The organism is Cupriavidus sp. 05T42, assembly GCF_056396345.1.
The window spans coordinates 85,794-110,173 of the sequence record NZ_JBFTLH010000018.1; the positions used below are offsets into that span (position 1 = coordinate 85,794).

Sequence of the window (24,380 nt, forward strand, 5' to 3'; positions counted from 1 at the left end):
TCTCCGCCTACGCTACGGATTCCCCACGCGTATGCGTGTGCTATCTGTGCATCAGGAGACACATCGTGAGAATCGTTGAAATCCGGGAGAAGACGCTCCCCATCAGCTCGCCCATCCGCAACGCCTATATCGATTTCAGCAAAATGACCCTCAGCCTGGTGGCGGTCATTACGGACGTGATCCGTGACGGCAAACCGGTGGTGGGCTACGGCTTCAACTCGAACGGCCGCTACGGCCAGGGCACGCTGATGCGCGAGCGGTTTATCCCGCGCCTGATGGAAGCCGATCCCGATTCGCTGGTGGACGCCACCGGCAACAACCTGGATCCGCACAAGGTCTGGGACACGATGTTCAAGAACGAAAAGCCCGGCGGGCATGGCGAGCGCTCCGTGGCCATCGGCACCATCGACATGGCCATTTGGGATGCCGTGGCGAAAATCGAAGGAAAACCGCTGTTCCAGTTATTGGCGGACCGCTATGGCAACGGCCAGCCTGACCGCAAGGTGTTCGTCTATGCCGCCGGCGGTTATTACTATCCCGGCCAGGATCACGGCAAGCTCAAGGACGAGATGCGCAGCTATATCGACCGTGGCTATACCGTGGTGAAGAAGAAAATCGGCGGTGCGTCATTGGACGAAGATCTGCGCCGCATCGATTCGATCCTGAGCGTGCTGCAGGACGGCCAGAAACTMGCGGTGGACGCGAATGGCCGCTTCGACCTCGACACCGCTATTCAATATGCGAAGGCGCTGTCGCAATACGACCTGTTCTGGTACGAGGAGCCGGGCGATCCGCTGGACTTCGAACTCCAGGCCACGCTGCGCAATTACTACGACAAGCCCATGGCCACCGGTGAGGACCTGTTCTCGATGCAGGACGCCCGCAATCTGATCCGCCATGGCGGCATGCGTCCAGATCGTGATTGGTTGCAATTCGACTGTGCACTGAGCTATGGCCTGGTCGAGTATCTGCGCACGCTCGACATGCTCAAGCAACACGGCTGGTCGGCCAGCCGCTGCATTCCGCACGGGGGACACCAGATGTCGCTGAATATCGCCGCTGGCCTGGGCCTCGGCGGCAATGAAAGCTATCCGGACCTCTTCCAACCGTTTGGCGGCTTTCCGGACGGCGTCAAGGTAGAGAAAGGCTACCTCACGATGCCTGACTTGCCGGGTATCGGCTTCGAGGGTAAGTCGGACCTGTACAGCGTGATGCGGCAACTGTCGGCGTAAGCCGCACGGTTAAATAAACGAAACGGAGGCAACCGAGCGGATCAGTAATCGGCCCGTGACCGGGTGAGATTGGGGGGTATCATCACTCCACAAGCGTTGGTGCGCCCCAGCCCCTTCAGGGGTTCAATTGGCTCGGGAGAGGATTCTGAAAGATTTCATTAATGAGACGGAAGGCCTGGCTGGCGCGAGGCTGACGTTGCTTCGCGATGGTCCGATCGAACTCTACCGCGCACAGTTTGTGGATTCGTCGGTAATCGCTGCGATACCCGTGGCCCCGGTGTCCGAAACCTCCCTCGAGCAGCTGCGCTACGAATACAGCATCAGAGACAAGTTCGATGGCGGCATTGCACTGCGCCCTTTAAGGTTCACCGTACATAATCAAAACCCGGCTCTGCTGCTGCACGATTCTGGTGGCGAGATGCTGAAAGACCTGATCTCAGGCGCCACGCCGCCGGAGATTTTCATTCGCCACGCACTGCTCGTGGCGTCGTCGCTGGCATCCGTCCATGACGCAGGCCTGGTCCACGGGGGATTGACGCTTTCGAACATCATGGTGCATCCAGGCGAGCTACGTGCAAGGTTGACGGGTTTTCGTGCGCTAGCCTTGATGCCGACGCTGTCCGCATTCGCTGGCGGAACGGAACGGGAAATGGACCGCGAGGCGCTGCACTATATGGCCCCGGAAGCGACTGGGCGGGTCAATCGAGTCTTCGACGAACGCTCAGATCTATATTCACTGGGCTGCATTTTCTTCCACATGCTGACCGGCCGCGTGCTTTTCCCTGGCGTTTCGCCATCGGAGCTCATCCATGCGCATATCGCTCGTCGTCCTGACGCAGATGTGCTCCTTGATCTGAAACGAAGTTTCAACGCGCGCCTCGTTGAGCTTGTATGTCGACTGCTGGCCAAGGAGCCAAGCGAGCGGTATCAACGGGCTTCCGATGTTGTTGACGATCTGGTTGCCCTGACCACAGTGAATCATCCGCGAACAGCAACCTTGGGACAAAGGCGTCGATCGGGTGCAAGTCTGTTCCGATCCGGAAGGCTGGTGGGTCGCCTGGCGGAGCTTGAGCGTCTTCGCGATGCCATTCAAAGCACGCCGGATGACCAGAAGCGGAGATTATGGTTAGTGGAAGGCCCGGCGGGCATTGGCAAGACCGCTTTAGTCAATCGTCTCAGGTTGGAGGTCGGCGGCAAAACCTGTGAGTTTGCGCAAGGCAAATGCGAGCTTGGGGATGGTGTCACACCCTATGCCAGCTTGTCCCGGGCCCTTCACGCACTCTTGAGAGCGGCGCTTGGATATCCTCCGCTGCAGTATGCGCAACTGCAGCGAAGGCTCCGCGAGGCCTTTGCCGACGAATCATCGATCATCACGACCATTTTCCCGGATTTCAGCCGACTCCTGGGAGAACACACGCACCATCCCGCTGTGTCGGCGCACGCAGAAAGGCATCGTTTCCTCGATGCCATCGCAAAGCTATTGCGTGCGTTCGCCTCGAAAGAGCGCCCGCTCTTATTGTTTCTGGATGACTTGCAGTGGGTCGACGAAGCAACGCTCGAGGTTGTTGAATATGTGCTGCAGAACCCGCTCTGTGGTCATGTCTTGTTGGTCGGCGCAATGCGCGACGGGAAAGTCGAGAGCGAGGGGGCTCACGTGCGCCCCTTTGTTCTGACCGATATGGTTGAGCGGATGACACTCGGACCTCTCTCTGGACGGGAAGTGGGCGGGCTCCTGCGTGCAGTCCTGGACGAAGATGATGTCGGGAATCTCACCGTACTCGAGGGCGCCATTTACCGCGGCGGCGGCGGTAATCCGCTTCACACGATACAGCTGGTCAGATCACTCATCGACGATGAGGTCATGGTCTACGACGAGGGCAACGGCGAATGGGTGGCATCCCTGCCGGCACTTGAAGCAAGATCAGACCTCTCAAGCGTGGTCGAGTTGTTGTCAACAAGGGTTGGGAGTCTGGCCCAGGACGCGCTGATGGCAACGCAATACCTAGCGATTCTCGCAGAGCCGTCATCGCTTGAAATCCTGTCTACGGCGATGTGCCGCCCACAAAATCTGGTCGAGCTTTCGCTGCGAGAAGCCCTTGAAAAGCAGTTCATTGTGTTGAGCGACGGTCTCTACTCCTTCACGCACGATCGGGTTCGCGACGCTGTATACGAAACATTCGGCGATCTCGAACGGCAGGAGAAACATCTGGAAGTTGGCAGCAACCTTTGGGAAAACGTTGTCAAGAATGGATTGAAGGTCAGTGTTTTTGTTGTCGCGAACCATTTGACCAGGGCGAGGCTGCCGGTTTCCGATCATCGACGGCGTCAGTTCGCGTTGATCATTCTTGACGCTGCCAATAAGGCCAGGGAAGCGACGGCCTATGAGGCGGCGATTGCGTACCTCGCCAATGCCCGGGATTTGTTGAAAGATCGGGCCGACCTCGACGGTGACTTGCTCGCGGTTATCGAATTKAGGCTTGGAGAGTGCGAGTTCGTGTGTATGCGAACTATTGAAGCATCAGAGCGAATCGCGGCGATATCGAAAGATCTACTGGATTCCAGGCACCGGGCAGAGCTTATTCGACTACGCCTCGCAATGTATGTGACGTTGGACCAGCCCGATAAAGGTCTGGAAGTTGGATTCCGGTATCTCGAAGAGGAGGCCGGCATCGTCTTCTCGAAGGACAATCGATTGGAAGGCGTCGAGGCCGACTATCGGCGACTTCTAGAGCATTACGGAAGCCGTAGTGTTCAAGATCTCGTCAACCTGAAGCTTATGGTCGACGAACGCGTTCGAAATGCGATGGACGTGATGACGGATCTCATACCGGCGGTGATGTTTTCCAGTCAGGACCTCGCCGAATTGATCATTCTTCGAATGATCAACCTCAGTCTTGAATATGGACACTGCGATGCGTCATGTTATGCCTACGTCTGTCTAAGCTTCATTGCTGGAGCCAGATTTGAGGACTATGCGACGACCGCTGTTTTCGGCGAACTCGCGATGCGGCTCCCGGCGGAGCGAGGGCTGAATCTATACGCCGGTCGTGTTCAGATGTGCTTCGGTGCGCTCAGCCTTCCTTGGACGGGCTCCGCCACGGAGGCGAKGCGGCATCTGGAGGAGGCGACGGCACTCACCGACCGCCAGGGTGACATGACGTTCGCCGTCTATTCCCGACGGCACATTGTCACGAATTTACTGTTCAGTGGTGGTGCGTTGTCGGAGGCTCAACAAATCGCCGAGGACGGTTTGAAACTCGCGCGGGATGCTGCGTTTGCGCTAGTCGTTGACGCGTTCATGGCACAGGCGTGGTTGATCCGCGAGCTCAGGGGGGTTCCCGTCGATATCGGGATGCACGATCCAAATGTCGAGTATCTCGATTTGCTGAGCGACTGTATAAGTGGAAAGTTCCATCGGGACATTGCCGCTTTTGCATTTTGGACGTACCGCCTGCAGGTCGCGGTCCTGTGGGGAGACCTGCCCAAGGCAATGGAGGCTGAAGCGCGCGCCAGCGCATCCGTATGGGCGTCTCCCGCCTTTCTGGAGAATGCTGATTTTGTTTTCTATAGCGGACTATTGCGCATCGCCATGGCGAGGACTGCCGCACCTGCCGATCGCGAAGCTCACACGCGTCTTGTGCGAGATCGGGTTCGGCAGATGCAGTGTTGGGCGGAGGCCTGTCCCGAGAATTTTCTCTCGCGCGAGAAATTGCTCGCCGCGGAGCTTTCTGAGCTGATGGAGGACAAGGCGAATAGTCTCGCGCTCTATGAAGAGGCGATAGCCTTGGCGGATCAGTCGCGCGATATGCACATTCAGAGCGTCGCCAGAGAGCTGGCATCTCGTTTCGCAGCGCGTTGTGGGCTCCGCTCCGCGCAACAGGGATACCTGGAGCAGGCGAGGAGTGCATACGCTTGCTGGGGGGCGGATGCAAAGGTTCGGCACCTCGATGCGGAGTTTCCCGCGCTTAGAGCAGGAAGGAGCACGGAGTTTCGCGAACTCGGGAACTCACTGTTATGGAGCGAGGATCGTTTCGAAACGGAAGTTGTACTGAGGTCGGTCCGGGCCTTGTCGGGGGAGTTCTCGTTACAACAGGTCATGAAGATCATCCTCCAGAATGCCCTGCAATATGCCGGCGCGGAGCGTGCGGTGCTGTGCTTGCTCGAAGACGGCGTGTTGTATGTGGCGGCACGTGCAAAATTGGCACAGGGACAGTTGGAAATGAATCTCGTACGGACGGTCCTCTCGCCGGAGTTGATTGCGACGCCCATCGCCTACCTGACGCTGCGCAGCAAGGAGTCTGTCGTGCTTGAGGATGCGCGCGATGACCCGCAATACGGACTCGACAGCTATGTTCGGGCACACAGATCGCGGTCGATTATGTGTGTCCCACTCCTCAAGCAGGGTTCACTCACAGGATTGCTGTATCTGGAGAATGCGTTGATCGCAGGCGTCTTCAATGCGACGCGTGTGAGGACCCTTGAGGTTCTCGCATCTCAGGTGGCATTTTCCCTGGAAAACGCGAAGTTGTATGAGAACGTTGAAGCCGAGCATATTCGGCGCGCGGAAGCCGACCGTTACGCCCGAGAGACACAGGAAAAATTGGCACGGGCTGCGCGGTTGACAGAATTGGGTGAACTCGCGGCATTCATCGTGCACGAAGTCAGTCAGCCCATCTCCACGGTGAGCACGTGTGCCCGCGCCGCAATTCGATGGCTGAATCGAGAGATTCCGGACCTTTCGGAGGCCGTGGCGGCGCTCGAGATGATCTCCGCAAGCAGCGAGCGTGCGACGAATATCATCGGAAGCATTCGAGCGATGGTCAAGGAGTCTCGTCCGAATAAATCGAGCATGGATATCCACGAGGCAATACTCGAGGTCTTCAATGTCTTGCGGGAGCGCATTGATGCTGAGAAGGTAATGCTATCGAGCACCTTCGCAACGGATGCCTTGATTGTCTCTGGTGATCGCATATTGCTGCAGCAAGTAGTGATGAATCTCTTGACCAACGCACTCGAGGCAATGAGTGACATGGAAGAGCGAGAGAAGTGCATTGCAGTCCAGACCCATATTGATGAACACCATATGGTCTGGGTGTCAGTCAGCGATACCGGCCGGGGCATCTCGGATGAGATCGCAGCGCACATCTTCGACTCTCTGGCCACCACAAAAGGATATGGGATGGGCATGGGCCTCTCCATTTGCAAGTCGATTGTGGAGGCTCACGACGGGAAGATTGAAGTTTGTAGTGCCGGCGCAGCAGGCGCCAGCTTCCGCTTCTCCGTCCCAATCTGGTGCAATTTCAAATAATCCGGTCTATCCCGACAAGGTGATGCGTCGATAACCGTCAAGCTGTGTGCGTTGATTCAGCAACGACTGTGAGGACGCATGCAGGCCACGCTTAACGGCACCGAACTCTTCTTTGACGTGGATGGCGAAGGATTTCGCCCGGAGCAGGGCACACTGGTGGAAAAGCCGGTGCTGGTGGTCATCCACGGGGGACTTGGATTCGACCATGGCTACCTGAAGCCCGGGCTGTCCGCGCTGCGCGATCAGGTGCAACTGCTTTACGTCKACTTGCGAGGGCAGGGGCGCTCGGGACGCCCACCGMTGGATACCTGCACGCTTGAGCAGATGGCCGATGATGTCGCGGCGCTGTGCGCGTATCTCGGCGTGGGGCAGGTTCATGTGTTTGGCCATTCGGCCGGCGGCTTTGTCGCCATGCATTTGGCGTTGCGCCATCCTGCGCTGGTACGGGGGCTGGTGCTGTGCAGCAGCTCGCCAACCGTGCAGCCGATTATGGACGATAACGGAGAGCCGGCGCCGACGCTGGCCTCGCGCGCCGGGCCCGAAACGATGGCGGTAGCGGCGCGGGTGTTTTCCGGTGACATTACCGCCGAAAGCGTCGAGGCCTTCTTCCGCGAGGTCGGTCCCTATTATGCGGCGCCGTCCCACATGGACGTGCCGCCTGCGCTCACGGCGCTCAGCATCGCTTCGGTCGACATCATGCGGCATTTCATGACGGTGATTGCGCCGTCCTACGACTTGCGGCCTCTCCTGGGCAGCATCTCCGCCCGAACCTTCGTACTGGTCGGCAAGTTCGACTGGGTGTGCCCGCCGCGCGCCAGCCGTGCCCTCGCCCGGGGCATTCCAGGCACGGTGCTGGTGGAGTTCGATGACGCGGGCCATTTTCCATTTTCCGAGACACCGACGGCGTTCATCGACGCAATGGCGAATTATTTCGCGAGCTAATACGGAGGGATCATGACTGAACTTTGGCGCCTATCGGCAACTGAACTGGCCTCGCGTATTCGGCACCGTGAGGTGTCTGCCCGCGAGGCAGCAACGTCCGCGCTCGAACGCCTGGATGCCGTCAATCCGTTGATCAACGCGGTGGTCGCACATCGCCCGGAGTCGGTCCTGGCGCAGGCGGATGCCGTTGACGCGGCGTTGGCGCGCGGGGAGGACCCGGGGCCGTTGGCGGGTGTACCCGTCACCACGAAGATCAATACCGACCACGCGGGATTTGCGACGACGAACGGCACACGCCTGCAAGAGGGGCTGGTTGCGCAGCACAACAGTCCGGCCGTCGAGAACCTCGCGCGGGCGGGCGCCGTCCTGCTTGGCCGCAGCAACTCGCCCACGTTCGCGCTGCGCTGGTTCACCGACAATCGGGTCCACGGTCATACAAGCAATCCGCGCAGTCCTGCGCTTACGCCTGGAGGATCGAGCGGGGGAGGGGCGGCGGCGGTAACCGCGGGGATCGGCTGTATCGCGCTCGGTACCGACATCGGMGGCTCTATCCGCTACCCGGCGTACGCATGCGGCATCCACGGATTGCGGCCGTCGTTCGGCAGGGTGCCGGCGTTCAACGCCTCGTCGCCCGAGCGTCCGATCGGCGCCCAATTGATGTCCGCGACGGGGCCCATGGCGCGTACGGTGGCGGATCTTGAAGTTGCGCTGATGGCCATGTCCGCGCCCGATGTGCGTGATCCGTGGTGGGTGCCCGTGCCGCTACAGGGTCCCGAGACGGCGTTGCGGGCGGCGCTCTGTTTGCGCCCGGGTGGCATGGAGATCGCCCCGGAAGTGGAAGCTGCGCTGCGCGATGCGGCGCGGCGGCTGGTGGACGCGGGGTGGACGGTCGAAGAGATCGACGACACGCCGCTGATCCGTGATGCGGCCGAAGTTCAGGAGCGACTGTGGCTCGGCGATGGATTCCCGGCGCTCGTCGACGCTGTTACCCGCGATGGCGATCCCGGGGCGCGGGCCGTGGTCGAGGGCGTGCGTGCCAAGGTCAGTGCGATGCCCGGTGACGTCGTCAACAGCTCGCTGGTGCGCCGGACCACGCTGGTGCGTCATTGGCGCGCCTTCCTTGCCCAATACCCGGTGCTGCTGCTTCCTGTATCGGGAGAGTTGCCGTTCCCGGACGGGCTCGACATGCAGGGCGCGGCGGGCTTTCAGCGCGTCTGGGAAGCGCAGCTGACCATGCGGGCACTCCCGGCGATGGGGCTGCCAGGGCTCGTCGTCTCCACGAATCTGGTCGACTCGGTCCCCGTCGGCGTACAGATCGTGGCCAGCCATTTTCGGGAGGACCTGTGCCTGCTGGCAGGCAAGGCGATCGAGGCGCGCGGCACGCCGCCTTCGCCGATCGATCCCTTTACCAAGTGATGGAGGAGAGCCCCGCGTGGTAGCCACATTCGCGGAAAATGCGAATGACGCCGTCAACCTGCTGTGGCTCAATCCACAATGAAGAGCTTGGCGCCTGTCTTGGTATAAGACTGATGTGGCTCCGCGTTGTCGCCCACCTGATAGCTCATGCCCGCCGTCAAAACAAATTTCCGTCCATCTTCGAGCGTTGTTTCCAACTCACCTTCCATGCAGAAGAGGACATGCCCCTTTTGGCACCAATGGTCCGCGAGGTAGCCAGGGGTGTATTCCACCATCCGCACCCGAATCTGATTCGGCTTTTCACCGAAGCATCGCGTGCGCCAATAGGCCATGCCGGTTTCCCCCTGGTGCTCTGTCTTTTCGACTTCTGCCCAGTTGGTCGTCCCAAATGCAAATGCATCCATCTTCATGCTGTTGTTCCTTGTACTAGGAGTGTCGGTTCACAATTGCCGCCTCTACCAGAGTTTCACGTACGCCTTGCCGATCAGCGGGCGAAGCGAGGCCGATGCAAACCGATAGTTCCTCGCCCTCGACCAATGACCTGTAGACGACGCCAGCGCGTCGTAATGCGGTGAAAGATTTCGGCAGCAGGGCTATGCCCTTTCCATTCGCCACATCAGCAAGTAGAACGTGATGGTCCGATGGCTCCCTCAATTTGGATGGGGCGAAACCATGGCGGGAGAAAACTGTCTGGCAGTGATCGAAGAACGCGGGCTGTCGCGCACGCTCGAACCAGAAGACTTTCTCACGTGCCAGGTCCGCGAGACCAATTCTTCTGCGCTTGGCTAAAAGATGGCGTGACGGTATCGCGACGACCATCGGAAGTTGGTCGAGTTCCCGGACCTCCAGTTCGTGCGTTTCCGTAGGCAGCGCGATGAACGCTGCGTCCAGTTTGCCAGCGCGAAGCTGGCGTACGAGCCGGGGCGATGTATCGGAGAAGGTCGAGACAACGGTTCCGGGATGACGGGCTTGCACCCGTTGTGCCAGCCCGTGGAACCAGGCTGGTTCCACGGCGCTAGTCAGTCCAAGCCGGAGGTTGGCCGGCAGACCCTTAATCGTGAGCGCTGCCTCAGCCTCGCGAAGCAATTTGGCAATGCTGCGCGCATAAGGGAGCAGCTTCTCCCCAGCGACGGTAAGCGTCACGCCCCGCGTATTGCGGTCAAACAACCGCGTTCCCAACCGTTCTTCGAGTTCTCGAATTGCCCGGCTCAGTGGCGGCTGGGAAAGATGCAGCGTCTCGGCCGCCTGCCGGAAGCTCAGTGCGTCCGCCACGGCAAGGAAAAGCAAAAGGGATCGGGAATCGAGGCGATCAGACATATCAAAAAGGTATCACAAACTTGGTCATTCCGCATCCCGGGTGCGTGCCCTACATTTGCCGCACCAACTCTTCTGGAGAAGATCAATGAACCTGACTCACCATGCTGCCCTGGCCGCTGTTTCCCGGCGCAATTGTCAACGGGGTGACCTATGAACCCAGAACGTTACGAGCGTGGCTTGCAGATGCTGGCTGCAGTGGATGGGGTTGCCGGTCAGAACGTGGTCGAAACGCTGGCGCAATCGTTTCCGGACTTCGCGCGCTACGTGGTTGAGTTTCCGTTCGGCGACATCTACGCCCGAAACGGCCTCGGCTTGCGCGAGCGGGAACTGGCAACTGTCGCAGCGCTTTGCGCACTCGGCAGTGCATTACCGCAGCTTCGCGTGCATGTACAGGCTGCATTGCACGTCGGCTGCAAACCGCGAGAGGTGGTGGAGGTTGTGATGCAGATGGCGGTATATGCGGGATTTCCGGCGGCACTGAACGGTTTGTCCGTCGTACGTGAGGTCCTCGCGGAGACTGGGATTCCGCTACCACTGGATTGAGGTCGCGGCGCCGACGCGGAGTTCCGCACACCGACCGTGCCTAGGCACGCTTGACGGTCGCATTCTGGTCATCGACATACGCATCGAGGAAAGCATCGGAAGCGACATGGTCGGCGAGTGCGCGCAGGGTGGCAGCTGAATCACTACCCAATACCTCCTCCACACGCTGGTTCGCTTTCGCCCAATAGACGATGGCTTCATGCAAGCGGGCGGTACCCACGCCTGTCAGGGATGCACGCTTGGACCGCTTGTCTTGCTCGTCCGTATGCAATTCCACAAGACCATCCCGAATCAGAGGCCGGAGCGCATGCGTCACCGCGGACATCTGAATCGCGAGTTTGCCCGCGAGGTCCTGCAAGGTTGGTGACCGCCCCCCGTCTGCGGAGGCCAGCCGCTCGATGTCAGCCAATAGCCCCACCTGCGTTGCCTTCAGGCCAAGAGGCGCAAGTGCATCGTCATAGAGGTTGCCCAGACGGCGTGCCGCGCGCCTGAGCGAGGTGTTGGTGCAAACCAGCTTCTCGAAAATGCTCTTTTCTTCACCTGGCATACCGCCTGCGTCCGCAATCGCGGTAGCGGCTTCATCACGTTTCTTTCCCATCCCGTAAGAATGGTTGAGTACAGCACCGTTGACAAGTAGCAGCGATGCCGCTATAAGCTTGAGCACTCAATTAAATACTTGAGCACTCATTCAATTCAACGGAGATATGCATGTCCACTTCCAGAAAAACTGCCGTCGTAACCGGCGCATCATCGGGCATCGGTGCCATCTATGCCGATCGACTGGCCGCTCGCGGCTACGACCTCGTCCTGGTCGCACGGCGCGCCGACCGACTGGCCGCACTGTCGGAGAAGCTGTCTGAGACTCACGGGGTCAATGTTCAGGTTCTGGTTGCCGACCTCGAGAACGAGGACGACGTCGTCAAGGTCGAGGCGGTGCTGGCGAACGATGCGGGCGTGCGCGTCCTCGTGAACAATGCCGGCTTCGCTCGACTGCGTCCGCTCGCGCAATCGTCGGTGAACGATTCAACGTCGCAGATCGCGTTGAACATCACGTCGCTGACGCGTCTCACACAGGCCGCGCTGCCCGGATTTCTGTCGCGCAACGATGGGGTCATCATCAATATCGCGTCGGTGCTGGCGGTCCACTCGCTGCCGGTGAGCTCGGTCTATAGCGGCACGAAGGCATACGTGCTGGCTTTCACTCGCGGTCTTCAGGACGAACTCGCGAACACTGGCGTGAAGGTGCAAGTGGTGCTGCCGGCGTCGACCGCGACCGAAATCTGGACGGAAGGTGTCTCCGGCGTGCCGCTGTCCGCGCTCCGCCCGGAAAGCGTGATGAGCGCGGAAGATATGGTCGACGCCGCGCTGGTCGGCCTCGATAACGGGGAAGCCGTCACCTGGCCCTCTGTCGCCGACGAGAGCCTGTGGGCGAAGTACGATGCGGCACGTTCCGCGTTATTCGCGGCAACGCAGGTTGGCACGCCTGCCCCGCGCTATCAGAAGACTTGACCGGGGGACCAGTCTGCGCGGACATGGGCAGTTTCGCTCCTGGCTTGGCGGCAGGGCCGTCAGCTTGGGAGGATGTGGGGGAGGGGTGCGACATTAAAAAAAGCGGCCAATGCAGTCCGAGCGTGTTTTTTGTGCGGGGTGTTGATCTTTCGAGGGGGATGGGGTGGTGGGGCTGGCCAGGGGCGCCTGAGCCGGAGCAGGGCGGGGCAGTTGCATGACGAGGTGCCACGGCGGAGCCAGGCTCGCAGTCACGGGCAGCGATCGACCCATAGCGGGCATCGGCCTCGCCTTTAGCAGTCATTTGTGGGGTGGATCGGCCTTGTCCGTCTAGAGGGGAAACTTGCAAACCGGGACCCGTGAAACGCGCGGGGCATGACATCAGAATCTGACGTTAGACGAAAATTCCACGCAGATCAGGCTGAAATCGCGCGAATTTGCGCTTTCGCCGCCACCTTCTAAGCTGCTCTCATTGCCTGCGGCCCTCAGGCGTTTGCCGCGCGCGTCCCCGCGTGCCGAACGATGAGGCGCCAATGATAAAAAGAAGATGCTCAAGGCTTGTACGGCTGACGCTCGGCTTGTTGTGGGCCGTGGCACCTGGCCTGACGCAGGCGGCACCCGACACGGTGCAGTATCAGGTGCCGATGGCCGAGGCACCGGTCTTTGTCACGCAGGCCATCGACACGTTGCCGGTGCGCGGCACCCGGGTGATCTCGGTGATGGCGTGCGGGATGGAACTCGACTTCGTCAATCGCTTCCGCGCGCACGACAGCAGCGAGGACATGGCCGCCGAAGTCCTCGGCAAGGTCGTGTGGAGCCAGCTCGGCAGGCGTCGTTTGCCATTGGCGGAGTTCGAACCGGGCTGGTGTACGGCAACGGTGACGTTCGACCGTACCGTGATCTGCCGGCTGTTCGAGGACGAGTGCAGGTCCACTGACGAAGCGACCCGCATCGCTGCCGCAGACAAGTTCCTCGACGATCCCATCTGGAAAGCGCTGGTGAGCCCGCCAGAAGGCAGCCTGCCCGATGTGGCGCCACTGCAGCAGAAGCTGGTGGGATTCGCGCCGCCCGTATGCGCAACGCCCGGTTTCTACAACGTATCGGCTGTCCTGCAGGATCCACCGGACCCGAGCATTCCGACAGACTTCGGACGCGTACACCTGACCTTCCGCATTGCCACGGCCTGTCTGATTGCGCAGGCCAACACGGCGCTGCTCAATATGTCGCGGGGCACCCAGCAGGTGGGGACGGACGGGATGCTGTGCGCGGGCCGCGTGGGCAAGACGCACGGCGACTGGGACGCCACGTTGAAGGACCTGATCCGCGTAGCCGAGCTGGACCGCGCGCGGCCCATCCTGTCACAGGAAGCGAGGACCAGGCTCAACGATCAATTGATCGATATCRATGGCGGCCCCGCGCAGGAGCGCTATCACCTGTGGGAATGCGGCAACGAGGAGCGCAGTGTCGGCAGCCCGCAGGAGCGATCGGACGACCGCGACGGCTTCGACGGGTTCATGGAAGACCTGGCGAACACGCTGGAAGACCTCGCCTGGATTCTGCTGATCATCTTCCTGATCGCTGCGGCGGTGGCGGTGACCATCTTCACTGCCGGTCTTGGCGGCGTGCTCCTGCTGGTGCTGGTAAGCGTGGTGGCCGCGGGGGTCGCCACGGCAGCTGCCCTCGCGCTGGTGCTCACGATTCCGGAAACCGAGAATCACCTCTTCCTGATCAACACCACGAAGTACCTCAACAACCAGTACATCATGTCGAATGGGGGCACCGGCTATGCGAGCGACCAGAAGAATCTACGCGAATGGCTGCTGGAACATACCCAACGCGTGGTGAAGGCCGACTTCCTCGAATACAACAGCCGGCCCTATCAGCGATACAGCCTGGCCGCGATCATGAACCTTGCCGATTTTGCCAAGGACCCCGATGTCAGAACTGGCGCGCAGCTTGCGCTTGAGTATGCGGTGGCGAAGTATGCGATATCGAGCAACGAAGGGCGGCGCATCGTGCCATATCGCCGCAAGCGCGAGTACCTGTTTCACGTCGATGGCCTGCCTCACGATCCCAAAAAATGGCCGTTCAACGGATTGTTCGACCTCAGCGAGGGCGCCGACTACCTGCACGCCCTGGGACTGCTGTACTTCGGCCCATCGCTGAACCTGCCGGCAGGCGGCGGCAATTCCTATGCGGCCACCAGCGCGTACGCGTCGCAGGCGATCTATGCGGCCACGTCATACTGGCGGCCCGACGAAGCCATCTTCTCGTTGGCGATGGAACGCGGCCATGCGCCGCTCGTGCATCAGCGCATTCACCACGATGGCTGGGAGATCGTTTCCAGCGGGGCCAGTTTCACGATCACGGCCGGCGGCGTGACCACGGGCATGCCGATGAACACGACCACCGATGGACTTGACGGCACCATCCTCAAGGACACGCAAGACGGCCTGGGCGCGGCGGTGCCGACGACGCTGATGCTGGCCGGCCCCCCGCACGTCGCACCGCTGTTMGACCGCAAGGAACGCGTTCGGGAATCGGATACACGCCGTTCTTCGTTGGAGCGTTTCCTGCGTTTCGATGGCAGGCGGGCGGAGGTGGGGGGCCATGCCCCCAGCTACGACCAGAACCTGTGCGTCTGGGACGGCTTCGCTTGCGGCGTCAATCTCATGATTCCAGACGACCTGAGAGCGTGCATGAAGCCGGATGACCAGCGCCCGAACTGGTTCCTGGTCCGGTCCGACGATCCCGCGTGCCCGGGTTACAACGCCGGTCCCACGTTCTGGATGGCCATCTACAACGAGCCGCGCGCAGGGAACGACTCGCGTTTCGGCCCGTTCGATAACGTCGGCCTGATCGAGATCGTCGACGGCGCGGAGATGGACTTCGAGACATTCAGCACGCGCGCGCGGCAACGGAATCCGGGGCCCGGTCCGCTGATGGGCACGGGCTCCGCCTGCAATGGTGAATACGTGTCGGTGCGAGGCACGACCGGCCAGCGTATCGGTTTCGATTGCGTACAGGTGACGTCCGTCAACGGCACCGCACAGCCGGACCGCGATGACTGGCCTCACGCGGGCGCCGCCCCGGGCGCGCTGGGCGTGGCGCCCATGACATCGGGCGGCGACGGCCGCGTCGAGATCACCAGTCCGGTGACGCGGCGCAGGATCGTGCTCGATTTCACGCGGCTGGATAACCCGATGTTCATCCTGCTGGGTCCGCCATGAACCTGATTACGAAGTGGTTGCACGGTATCGTGCCAATGCTCGTCGCGGGCCTGGCCCATGCCGATGCCACCGTCACGGCCTGCGGCCAGGACGTCTGGCCTGGTGATGCACGCACGGACCTGAGCGAGGCGCTTCAGGCCGGCGGGCGTATCACGTTTGCTTGCGCCGGGACCATCGCCTTCACCACCACGCATGCGCTCAGCCGGGACGTGGTGATCGACGGCGAGGGCAAGGTCACGCTCGATGGCAACGGACACCGCATGTTCGGGATCCGCGCCGGTGTACACGCCTCGTTCACACGTATCACGATCCGTGGGGGTGGCACATCGGGCGGCAACCCAGGCAGCGTGATTTCGGGGGAAGGAGCGGTATCGTTGCTGGCAGGGACCACCATCCGCAACTCGGATCGTCCGATCTGGCTGCTGGCGGGCAATCTCGTCTTGCGCGATGCCTGGATTGCCGAGAATACCGGTCCCGTGCTGGTGGTGTCCGAAGGAGAACTCGATATCTCGCAAAACAGTCGTCTGACCGACAACAAGGGTGGCGAGGTGCTGGCCACGGGGCCGGGCACCACGGTGCGCATTGCGGATACCCAATTCCTGCGCAATGGCCACGCCAGCTTTGGCGGCAGCGCGGCGGGAAACTGCGAAGTCACCATCCGGAATGCCTGGTTTGCCGATAACGCCGATACACAGGACGGCGGCGCCATCCTGTCGCGCTGCGCGCTGACCGTGGAAGACAGCCAGTTCGAGCGCAATCGCGCCGGCGGCGATGGCGGCGCTATCCGCCAGACACACGGTGCCACGGCGGTCATGCGCAAGGTGACGTTCCGCGCCAACCAGGCGGCCGGCAGCGGGGGCGCCATCGCGGCCGTCTGGGATTTGCAACGGCAGGGCAGCCTGCGCGTGCGAAACAGCCGATTCGAGCGCAACGTCGCCACCCGTGCCGGCGGCGCAATCTATGCGGGAGAGTCTGCGCTGGTGGAGATCAGCGTCGATGGCTTTGTCGGTAACACGGCCGGTACGGCGGGCGGCGCCATCTACGCGCGGCAGGCGCGGCTCGACAGCAGAGGCAGCCTGTTTCGCCAGAACACCGCCAATACCGGCGCCGCTATTCAGACGCTGTGCATGCCGGCCATGGGGCAGATTGCGAACACGATCCTTGTCGACAACTCGGCAAAGCAGGGCGCTGGCGCGTTCCATGGCGGCAACGTGCGATTCCTGAACGTCACCATCGCCGGTAATGGCAGCCGTCCCGTACAGCACGCCCAGCTTTGTGGTGATACATCGGCCATCGAGTTCGCCAACACCATCGTGCTGGGTAACTGGAATGGCGCCTGCGGGGGCGCGGATGCGCAGCGCACATTCCGCGACCTTGGCCATAACCTCCAGTTTCCCGGCAATGCCTGCGGCAGCACGATTCCCAGTGTTTTCCCGATACTGGGGCCGTTTTATGCACCGCTGCGTCCACTGAGTCCGGCCGGCAACGGTGGCGACAATGCGCTATGCATGGCGGCTCCGATCAATGGGCGGGACATCTTCGGCACACATCGGCCGCAGGGTGAGGCGTGTTCGATCGGCGCGGTGGAAGGGGACCTCTCGACCCTGTTCGACCGTTACTGGCGCAAACGGCGCGACGCGTTGACGAAGTAGAGAGGCGGCGCCGATCGCAGCAGAGTGTGCGTGCTCCGAACGGGGTAAGCCGTGAGTAGCATGGCAACAAGTGAAAGACATCCTATGCTCGGCGCATGCTGCGCTGCATCGATTTCCGCTCTCGCCATCCACGAAATGCGCATCGGACCAGAATTGCTGCTGGGCTCTGTCTCCATCAAGTTAGTTTTTTTGAGGCGTGCCCCTTGAGACACTCCTACACAGCATACGGGCGTGAAAATTCAGTCGCGCGAGAACGTGGCTCCGCCGGTTGGCCGGATATACCGTGGGGTTGGCAGCCCCATGGCCTTGGCGGCATTGAGAATGCCGTCCTCGATCGCACCGGCGTCACGCACGGACTGGTATTCGCCGTCCTTGAAGATTACGTTGGCGCCATAGACGACCATAAAGCCCTCAGCGGGCTCTTTGGCATCGGCCGGTACCGAGAACGTGTGAATGGAGCCGCCCGGTTCATACAGGTAACTACCGGCTGTTTGCGGGTCCTCTGGGTACTCGACATAGTTCCATTCGCCCTTCGTCGTGAAGAAGTGGACGGTCCCGGTGTGGAAATGGGGCGGCAGTGTCGTGCCTGGCTCGAATTTTCCGTACAGGACCCAGACACCGCTCTCACGATCGAGGAAGAGCGGGACGATGGTGGAGCCGGATTCCGAGCCTGGGAACGCCACTGCATCGTGAATGTTGAGGGACAGCAGTCGATCCTGATGGGTAAAGACCTTGGGCAATGCCATGATGCAAATCTCCTGAGGCGACGAGTCGAATCGCGCGGATATAGCTGTGTCTCGTCGCCGGTATGTTGAAAGTGTCCGGAAGTCCGGGTGGCTCAGAGATAAAGTCCGCCATCGACTGCAATCTCGGTGCCGGTGATGTAGCGAGATTCATCGCTTGCCAAGAACAGCGACGCATAGGCGATGTCCCATGGAGTGCCTTGGTGGCCCATCGGGCAACGCAGATTTCGCGCGTCGCGTGCGGCTTGTCCCGCCGCAGCGTCACCCTTGGTCAGGTGCGCGGCGTGTGGTGTGTCGATCAATCCGGGGACCACGACGTTAGCCCGAACACGATCAGAAGCGTAGCGGCGCGCGAGCACACGCGTCATATGGTTGAGCGCCGCCTTTGACGTGTTGTAAGCCAGAAACGGCATCGGGCTCCATTTTCGGCTGGCGATCGACGAAATGTTTACGATCGAACCACCGCCCTGTTTCACCATGCGAGGGATTACCTGCTGGCAGGCCAGCATGACGCCTTTGAGATTGATGTCGAAGACGCGATCCCAATCTTCTTCGCGGATATCCTCGAGCTCCGCCACGATCTCGATACCGACATTGTTATGTAGTACATCGATGCGTCCGAACTCGGATGCGCAATAGCTGGCCATGGCTGCAAGCTGGGCCTTCCGGCATACGTCKGCCTCGAACGGCAGTGCATCGCCGCCGGCTTCGCGGATTTGCTCAACAACGCGTTGCGCGGCTTTGGTGTCGCGGTCTACGCAGAGGACGCGCGCGCCTTCCCGCGCATAGACAATGGCCGCGGCAGAGCCATTGCTGACGTCCGCGCCACTGGAGCCAGCGCCCACGACGATGGCGACCTTACCGGCCAGCCGGCCATGCCCACTGGCGATTGCAAGTGCTGAATCTCCCATGCCGGCGTCCCTTAGCGTAGGCCGAGCGCGCGCAGCTTGGCGTCGGGCGCCGAGTATGGGCGCTCGCAGATGATCTTGTCCGAGCCCGGCGCAAACTCGAACGTGGCGGCCATTCGAACCCGGAAGGTGCGGCCCGTCGGTGCGAAGGTCTTGCCGTTGGCCTGGAGCGGACCGAGATGCGTGCCCTGCAACCAGAACTCTACGAGCACCGTTTGGTCGACGGCAGCAATGGCGATAATTTCGTTCTTGAGGTCGGGGAAGGGAATCCGCGACGAATCAAAGTAGCCGCGCACCTCGGTTTCGCCGTCAAAGACAACGCCGCTGCCATGCATTTCGTAGCGGGGGTGGGCAAACGTATCGATGACGGCATCCCAGTCATGGACACATTCCAGAGCCATGTGGTCCCGCACGGTCTTGATGCGTGCGGCGTCGAGCGTAGCTGACATTAAAAATCTCCTGTGGTAGATGATGAGAATTCGAATGGTGATCGGGTGCTGTGTGTGAGGCCGGTCGCTCAATCCAGCTTGATGTTCGCTTGCGTCGCGATTGCCTTCCACATGGGAATATCGCGGGCATTGACAGCCTGTTGCTCCGGTCCGGGCACATACTTTGCAGTGATACCCAGCGAGAGCAGCTTGTTGACGACGTCATGCTCCTTGAGCGTGGTTTCCAGGACGCGAGACAATTTCTCCACGATGGGTTTTGGCGTCTTTGCTGGCACGTACATGACCCAGGTCAGTTCGCGGTCGAAGTCCACCCCCTGTTCCTGGTAGCTGGCGACGTTTGGCAAGCTAGGCGAACGTCGCGTGCATACAGCGAGCGCCTTGACCTTGCCTTCCTTGACGAAAGGGGTGGCAGTCACCATATCGACGAAGCCCACAGAGATGTGGTTGCCGAGGATGTCGGTCACAATCTGCGACGTGCMCTTGTATGGCACGTGCTGCATCGGTATGCCGGACTTCTGGCTCAGGACCTCGCCACAGAAGTGGCCCGTGGATCCCGCCCCCCAGCTTGCATACTGAATCGGCGTCTTGTCCTTGCGCGACAGCGCAATCAGTTCCTTGAGGTTGTTCGCTGGATACTGATTGGCAGCAATCATCACGATTGACGAATTCCCTATCGCCCCCAGACTCTGGAAGTCGCGCACCGGGTCGTAGGGCAGCTTCGTGTACGTGGCCGGCGCAAGCTGGTGGGTCGACATGCCGCCGATCATGATCGTGTAGCCGTCCGGTGCTGCGGTGGCGACGGCGTGGGTACCGATCGTGCCAGCCGCACCCGGCTTGTTCTCCACCACTACCGGCTGCTTGAGTTGCGCCGCGAAGCGTTCGGCGAGCAGGCGGCCGAGAACGTCGCCGCCGCCGCCGGCGGAGAAGGGCAACAGCATGCGGATAGGGCGATCGGGATAAGTGGCGACATCGCCGGCCTGGGCGGCGGTGGTGGCAAGGGCGAGCAGGGCGCTGGCGAGAAATCTGTTCATGGCTGTCTCCGTGGGTATCCGTCCGTTCTGCGATGCAGACGTCTTCAGTGCGTTCCAATCGATGTGGAAACGTTTCCATGAAAGTTTGGTAGACCATGTGGGGCACGGCAATCATGGTAAACTCTATGTCGCATCTGAACGCAACGCAGACTAGAGTTGGAACTGGAAACGTTTCCAATTTTGGGGAGGGAGGCAATGAGTTTGCTGTTTGGTGGCGTTTGCCAGATTGGCTATGTCGTGCGCGACATTGAGAAGGCCATGCGGCACTGGAGCGACGTGTTGGGCGTCGGCCCCTGGTTCTACAAGGAAGCCGTTGGTACCACCCAGTTCCGTTACTACGGCAAGACATCGGCACTGCCAGACCTGTCTATCGCCCTTGCCAATTCAGGGGGCGTCCAGATCGAGCTGATCCAGCAACGCAACGAAGCGCCGTCGCTGTATCTGGATTCCCTGAAGCGGGCAGGAGAGGGCATGCAGCATATCGCCTACTGGACAGACGACCGGTTCGACGAGTACGCGGAAGCCTTACGTGGGCGCGGCTACGTAGAGGGGCACGGTGGCCGCATGGGCATGCGCGGCCGATTTGCCTATTACGTCCACGCGGACTTGCCGGGCAACATCGTGGAGATTTCGGAAATGGCGGGCGGCAAGGGCGAGTATTTCGCGTCGATTGCCGCCGCTGCCAAAGGCTGGGACGGCGCTGATCCCATCCGCCGGATCGGAGCGCCGCAATGACCGCCAACGAAAGCAGGGAAGCAGGGCGACGCGTCGGGGTGGTGACGGGCGCTGCGCGTGGCATTGGATTGGCGATTGGTGCCCGTCTGGCCGCAGAGGGTTTTTCCGTAGCATTGTGGGATCGCGATGCCGGGCAACTCAACGAGGCTGTGCAATCGCTGCGTGCAAGTGGCGCAAACGCGATGTCTGTCGCGGTTGACATTACGGATCGCGCTCAGGTCGACCGCGCGCTGGCACAGTCCACGGAAGCGCTGGGAGCGCCCACGGTGCTGGTCAACAATGCCGCGATTCTGGGGCGCAGCGGCCCGACGATCGAGGCCTCTCTCGATGAATGGAAGCGCGTCTTCGACGTGAACGTCTTTGGCGGGTTGCTGTGCGCGCAGGCTGTGATTCCCCTCATGGTGAGTCACGGTTATGGCCGCGTGGTTAATGTGGCGTCGATTGCCGGGAAGGAGGGCAACCCCTTCGCCGGCGCCTACGCTGCATCGAAGGCAGCGCTGATATCGATGACCAAAAGCCTGGGCAAGGAATTGGCCGAAACCGGTGTGCTGGTCAACTGCATCACGCCTAGCGCGGCTGACACCGATATCTTCGGCGTCTACGACGATAGCCAGCGTGCGCAACTGCAGGCGCGACTGCTGGAGCGCGTGCCGATGAAACGCTTCGTCCGCGTCGAGGAGGTCGCCGAGATGGCGGCCTGGCTGTGCTCCGCGCGTTGCAGCTTCAGCACCGGGGCGGTTTTCGACATCAGTGGCGGCCGTGCGATGTACTAGATGTGGCAAGGGGCGGGGCGGATTTGGGCGATAATCGCGAGCGAAGCCGGCCGCACTGCCGCCATCCGCTAGCAAGCCCCGGGATCAAAAATGAGCAGCCGAACGCGCACCCCTAGTTCCGATACGCCCGCCCGCGTCACGATTCGTGACGTGGCGCGGGCGGCCGGCGTGTCGCTGGGCACGGCCTCGCGGGCGTTAAATCGTAGCGGTCCCGTAAGCGAAGCGGCTCTCCAGGCCGTCGAACGCGCAGCGAAGGCGCTGGCGTATGCACCAGATCCGATCGCGCAGAGCATGCGCACAGGTACTTCTGGCGTGGTGGGACTGCTGGTTTCCGATCTGGCCAACCCCCTGTATGCCCGCATCATTACCGCGGTGGAGATGCGCCTGCAGCGCGAAGGCTACGCCATGGTGGTTGGAAACACTCACAATAGCAAGGCGCAGGAAGAGCTGATGGTGGACCTGTTCCGCCGACGACGCGTCGATGGACTGATTCTCGGGCCCTGTGAAGTAGAGCGTGCCGACTATCTTGAACAGATCTCGCGTGATCTGGCCGTGGTTGCCATGGACCGGGACTTCGGCGAGCGGGGCTCGGGCGTTCACGTCGACCACTTCCGCGGCGCATACGAAGCCTGCCGGTATCTGCTTGACCTGGGTCATACGCGCATCGCGCTGATGACCTCCGACGGTGCCTTGCGACCCGGACGCGAGCGTATCGATGGATATCGCGCGGCGATGGCCGAGCGTGGCCTGACGGTGGATGAAACGCTCGTCCGAGCCAGCCGCTCGGCCATGGATTTGTCGTTCAGCGACGCGCTGGCCCTGCTTTCCGCAAAGTCCCGGCCGACGGCATTCATTTGCCTGGGCACGCGCATCMTGTCGGGTGTACTGCAGGCAACGCGACAAACCGGCCATCGGGTGCCGCACGATGTCAGCCTGATCTGCGTCGGCGACGGCGATCTGCCCCAACTGTATTCGCCGGCGATCACCGCGATCAGTTGGGACCTCGAGGCCGTGGGCACGGCCGCCGCTGAAATTCTGCTGCGAGCGATTGGCGGCGCCGCGGAGCGCGCGCAGGCGAAGGAGCAGGGGGGGCAGGAAGTACGGCTGACCACGCAAGTCGTTATGCGCGAGTCCTGCGCACCGCCTCCCGCAGCCAAGGCCTGAGCGCACTATCGCCGGGGGCACTCAGCGTGCCTCGACGGAGCCCACGACCATCGGGCCCGGATCGCGTGGCCGGAACCACGCGACCAGAATGACCGCCGCCAGTACCAGCGGCAGGCTCAGCAGGTAGGGGCTGAGCGTAAAGCTGCCGGTTGCTGCTGGATCGCGCCGACTGCAGCGGGCGCCACCAGGGCTGAGGCCGCGCAACAACGCCTCTCAACGAATCTGGAACAAATCGAGCCATCCCGCGACACTCCAAAAAGAATAAGACCTGCAGGAGGCCGCTTGGATTTGCCGCCGCAACAGTTCCTTCTAAATCAATCCTACATATCCAGATGCGCTTCTCAAAATGGTTTTTCGCCACTATGGTCGCAGTCACCTCGTTTTCACACGCGAGTCAGGGCTTGGGAGGTCACCGCTACCAAGGACTCGGCTGGAGGCGTTCGCCGAATTATTCGCTACAGAAGCGAGCTGCCTGACTGGGTTCACAGATCCTCGCACGGAGCACTTGTTGTGATTTCCTGGCCGATTGTCAGCCAGTCCGGCTTGCCAACCAAGCGCGAATCTCAGCTTCACTACGCTTTCGAGGACGGACTGCAAGCGGCTGAAGAAGGCGAGCGAGTTGGTGTACTTGCCGTCGTGAACAGCAGCTCCATTAGCCGGACGGTGGCGTCGTCGACAAACACCAGCAGCGTGCACGCCGGCGCCCGGTCCTCGAACCACGCGTGATCGCTGCCGTCGATCTGCACCAGCTCGCCCAGGCAGGCCCGGCGGTTGTGCGGCTGGTGGACCTTGGGCGGGCGCAGCTTCCTCGGCACCCAGAAGCCGGCGTCGATCATGATCCGCCGCACCGTCTCCTTGGCCAGGTCGATCCCATGGCGCTCCCGCAGCTTCTCGGCAGCTAGCGTGGGTCCGAAGTCGGCGTAGCTGTCGCGGATCAGGCCGCGGGCCCGGGATTCKAGCCCCGGCGATAGTTGGTTGTGGCCGGACTGTCCCCAGCGGCGGGACACCAAGCCCTGCGGGCCGTCTTGCCGGTAGCGCTGCGCCAGCCGCTCGACCTGGCGGCGGCTGATGCCAAGCTTCTCAGCGGCGCGCCAGACCATCAGGCCGTCTCGCACGACGGCCTTGATGACTTTGCAGCGATCCAGTTCCCGCATGCTCATGGTGATCGTATCCRGTCGTCCCATGGTGTTGCTCCGGCAGCCTACGAAAGCTGGCAGCTTGACACGCCCTGGGGGTACGACATTTGAATCTGGCCCAGATACGACATTACAACTTGGCCGTGACATCCCTTGTCTAGGCGGTTCTGAAAGGTCGGGTCTTCCGCTAAATAGAAATGTCAGTCCGGGCGTGCTTTTTGTGCGGGGTGGGATGTTTTTTGTGGGGTGCCCGTAAGGCGGTGGCGCTGGCCGATGGCGCCTGAGCCGGGAGCAG

Annotated in this window: 18 protein-coding genes and 1 pseudogene; 11 read left to right on the forward strand and 8 right to left on the reverse strand. The window is 61.3% G+C overall.

Annotated features, from left to right (window positions below):
* Positions 1 to 65 precede the first annotated feature (65 nt).
* The 4 genes from AC1EJR_RS21590 to AC1EJR_RS21605 all read left to right on the forward strand — a co-directional run bounded on the left by AC1EJR_RS21590 (position 66) and on the right by AC1EJR_RS21605 (position 8,898).
* Complete coding sequence (locus tag AC1EJR_RS21590; protein WP_454757072.1) at positions 66 to 1,232, forward strand: mandelate racemase/muconate lactonizing enzyme family protein; 1,167 nt, start codon at positions 66 to 68, stop codon at positions 1,230 to 1,232.
* Positions 1,233 to 1,359: 127 nt separating this feature from the next.
* Positions 1,360 to 6,540 carry a trifunctional serine/threonine-protein kinase/ATP-binding protein/sensor histidine kinase gene (locus AC1EJR_RS21595; RefSeq protein WP_477147542.1) on the forward strand — a complete coding sequence of 1,727 codons (5,181 nt, stop codon included), beginning with the start codon at positions 1,360 to 1,362 and terminating at the stop codon, positions 6,538 to 6,540.
* 78 nt (positions 6,541 to 6,618) lie between these two features.
* Positions 6,619 to 7,482, forward strand: a complete 864-nt coding sequence (locus AC1EJR_RS21600; RefSeq protein WP_477147543.1) for an alpha/beta fold hydrolase — start codon at positions 6,619 to 6,621, stop codon at positions 7,480 to 7,482.
* A 12-nt stretch (positions 7,483 to 7,494) separates the two neighbouring features.
* Positions 7,495 to 8,898, forward strand: a complete 1,404-nt coding sequence (locus AC1EJR_RS21605) for an amidase family protein (RefSeq protein ID WP_477113683.1) — start codon at positions 7,495 to 7,497, stop codon at positions 8,896 to 8,898.
* Positions 8,899 to 8,966: 68 nt separating this feature from the next.
* On the opposite strand, the gene AC1EJR_RS21610 is transcribed toward AC1EJR_RS21605, so the two are convergent.
* Both AC1EJR_RS21610 and AC1EJR_RS21615 read right to left on the reverse strand, forming a co-directional pair.
* Positions 8,967 to 9,308 carry a DHCW motif cupin fold protein gene (locus tag AC1EJR_RS21610; protein ID WP_441590937.1) on the reverse strand — a complete coding sequence of 114 codons (342 nt, stop codon included), beginning with the start codon at positions 9,306 to 9,308 and terminating at the stop codon, positions 8,967 to 8,969.
* Between the two features lie 16 nt (positions 9,309 to 9,324).
* Positions 9,325 to 10,215 carry a LysR family transcriptional regulator gene (locus AC1EJR_RS21615; RefSeq protein WP_477106090.1) on the reverse strand — a complete coding sequence of 297 codons (891 nt, stop codon included), beginning with the start codon at positions 10,213 to 10,215 and terminating at the stop codon, positions 9,325 to 9,327.
* A gap of 150 nt (positions 10,216 to 10,365) precedes the next feature.
* Between AC1EJR_RS21615 and AC1EJR_RS21620 the strand changes: the two genes are divergently transcribed.
* Positions 10,366 to 10,758 (forward strand): carboxymuconolactone decarboxylase family protein, encoded by a 393-nt coding sequence (locus AC1EJR_RS21620; protein WP_477113684.1) that lies wholly within the window; start codon positions 10,366 to 10,368, stop codon positions 10,756 to 10,758.
* Positions 10,759 to 10,798: 40 nt separating this feature from the next.
* Here AC1EJR_RS21620 and AC1EJR_RS21625 read toward each other — a convergent pair whose 3' ends face one another.
* Positions 10,799 to 11,422, reverse strand: a complete 624-nt coding sequence (locus AC1EJR_RS21625; RefSeq protein ID WP_255370984.1) for a MarR family winged helix-turn-helix transcriptional regulator — start codon at positions 11,420 to 11,422, stop codon at positions 10,799 to 10,801.
* A gap of 44 nt (positions 11,423 to 11,466) precedes the next feature.
* Between AC1EJR_RS21625 and AC1EJR_RS21630 the strand changes: the two genes are divergently transcribed.
* From AC1EJR_RS21630 to AC1EJR_RS21640, 3 genes are all read left to right on the forward strand, one after another.
* On the forward strand, positions 11,467 to 12,267 hold the full coding sequence (locus AC1EJR_RS21630) for an SDR family NAD(P)-dependent oxidoreductase (RefSeq protein ID WP_477113685.1): 801 nt from the start codon (positions 11,467 to 11,469) through the stop codon (positions 12,265 to 12,267).
* A 587-nt stretch (positions 12,268 to 12,854) separates the two neighbouring features.
* Positions 12,855 to 15,494: a hypothetical protein gene (locus tag AC1EJR_RS21635; RefSeq protein WP_477147544.1), complete on the forward strand. Its 2,640-nt coding sequence runs from the start codon at positions 12,855 to 12,857 to the stop codon at positions 15,492 to 15,494.
* On the forward strand, positions 15,491 to 17,146 hold the full coding sequence (locus AC1EJR_RS21640) for a hypothetical protein (RefSeq protein WP_092301287.1): 1,656 nt from the start codon (positions 15,491 to 15,493) through the stop codon (positions 17,144 to 17,146). The genes AC1EJR_RS21635 and AC1EJR_RS21640 overlap by 4 nt, the downstream gene beginning before the upstream one ends.
* A 239-nt stretch (positions 17,147 to 17,385) precedes the next feature.
* On the opposite strand, the gene AC1EJR_RS21645 is transcribed toward AC1EJR_RS21640, so the two are convergent.
* From AC1EJR_RS21645 to AC1EJR_RS21660, 4 genes are all read right to left on the reverse strand, one after another.
* Complete coding sequence (locus AC1EJR_RS21645) at positions 17,386 to 17,892, reverse strand: 2,4'-dihydroxyacetophenone dioxygenase family protein (protein ID WP_092301290.1); 507 nt, start codon at positions 17,890 to 17,892, stop codon at positions 17,386 to 17,388.
* Positions 17,893 to 17,984: 92 nt separating this feature from the next.
* Positions 17,985 to 18,800, reverse strand: coding sequence for an SDR family NAD(P)-dependent oxidoreductase (locus AC1EJR_RS21650; protein WP_477113688.1), 816 nt, complete (start codon positions 18,798 to 18,800; stop codon positions 17,985 to 17,987).
* Between the two features lie 11 nt (positions 18,801 to 18,811).
* Positions 18,812 to 19,246, reverse strand: a complete 435-nt coding sequence (locus tag AC1EJR_RS21655) for an ester cyclase (protein ID WP_092301295.1) — start codon at positions 19,244 to 19,246, stop codon at positions 18,812 to 18,814.
* Between the two features lie 68 nt (positions 19,247 to 19,314).
* Positions 19,315 to 20,277: a Bug family tripartite tricarboxylate transporter substrate binding protein gene (locus AC1EJR_RS21660; protein ID WP_477147545.1), complete on the reverse strand. Its 963-nt coding sequence runs from the start codon at positions 20,275 to 20,277 to the stop codon at positions 19,315 to 19,317.
* Between the two features lie 195 nt (positions 20,278 to 20,472).
* Here AC1EJR_RS21660 and AC1EJR_RS21665 point away from each other — a divergent pair, with 195 nt between their 5' ends.
* The 3 genes from AC1EJR_RS21665 to AC1EJR_RS21675 all read left to right on the forward strand — a co-directional run bounded on the left by AC1EJR_RS21665 (position 20,473) and on the right by AC1EJR_RS21675 (position 22,949).
* Entirely contained in the window at positions 20,473 to 21,012 is a 540-nt protein-coding gene (locus tag AC1EJR_RS21665; protein WP_477113690.1) for a VOC family protein, read from the forward strand.
* Complete coding sequence (locus AC1EJR_RS21670; RefSeq protein ID WP_441590921.1) at positions 21,009 to 21,785, forward strand: SDR family NAD(P)-dependent oxidoreductase; 777 nt, start codon at positions 21,009 to 21,011, stop codon at positions 21,783 to 21,785. Before AC1EJR_RS21665 ends, AC1EJR_RS21670 begins: the two co-directional genes overlap by 4 nt.
* 90 nt (positions 21,786 to 21,875) lie before the next feature.
* Positions 21,876 to 22,949, forward strand: coding sequence for a LacI family DNA-binding transcriptional regulator (locus tag AC1EJR_RS21675; RefSeq protein ID WP_477147546.1), 1,074 nt, complete (start codon positions 21,876 to 21,878; stop codon positions 22,947 to 22,949).
* A gap of 623 nt (positions 22,950 to 23,572) precedes the next feature.
* Here the strand turns inward: AC1EJR_RS21675 and AC1EJR_RS21680 are convergent.
* A pseudogene (locus AC1EJR_RS21680) lies at positions 23,573 to 24,133 on the reverse strand (helix-turn-helix domain-containing protein); the annotation flags it as partial.
* Positions 24,134 to 24,380 lie beyond the last annotated feature (247 nt).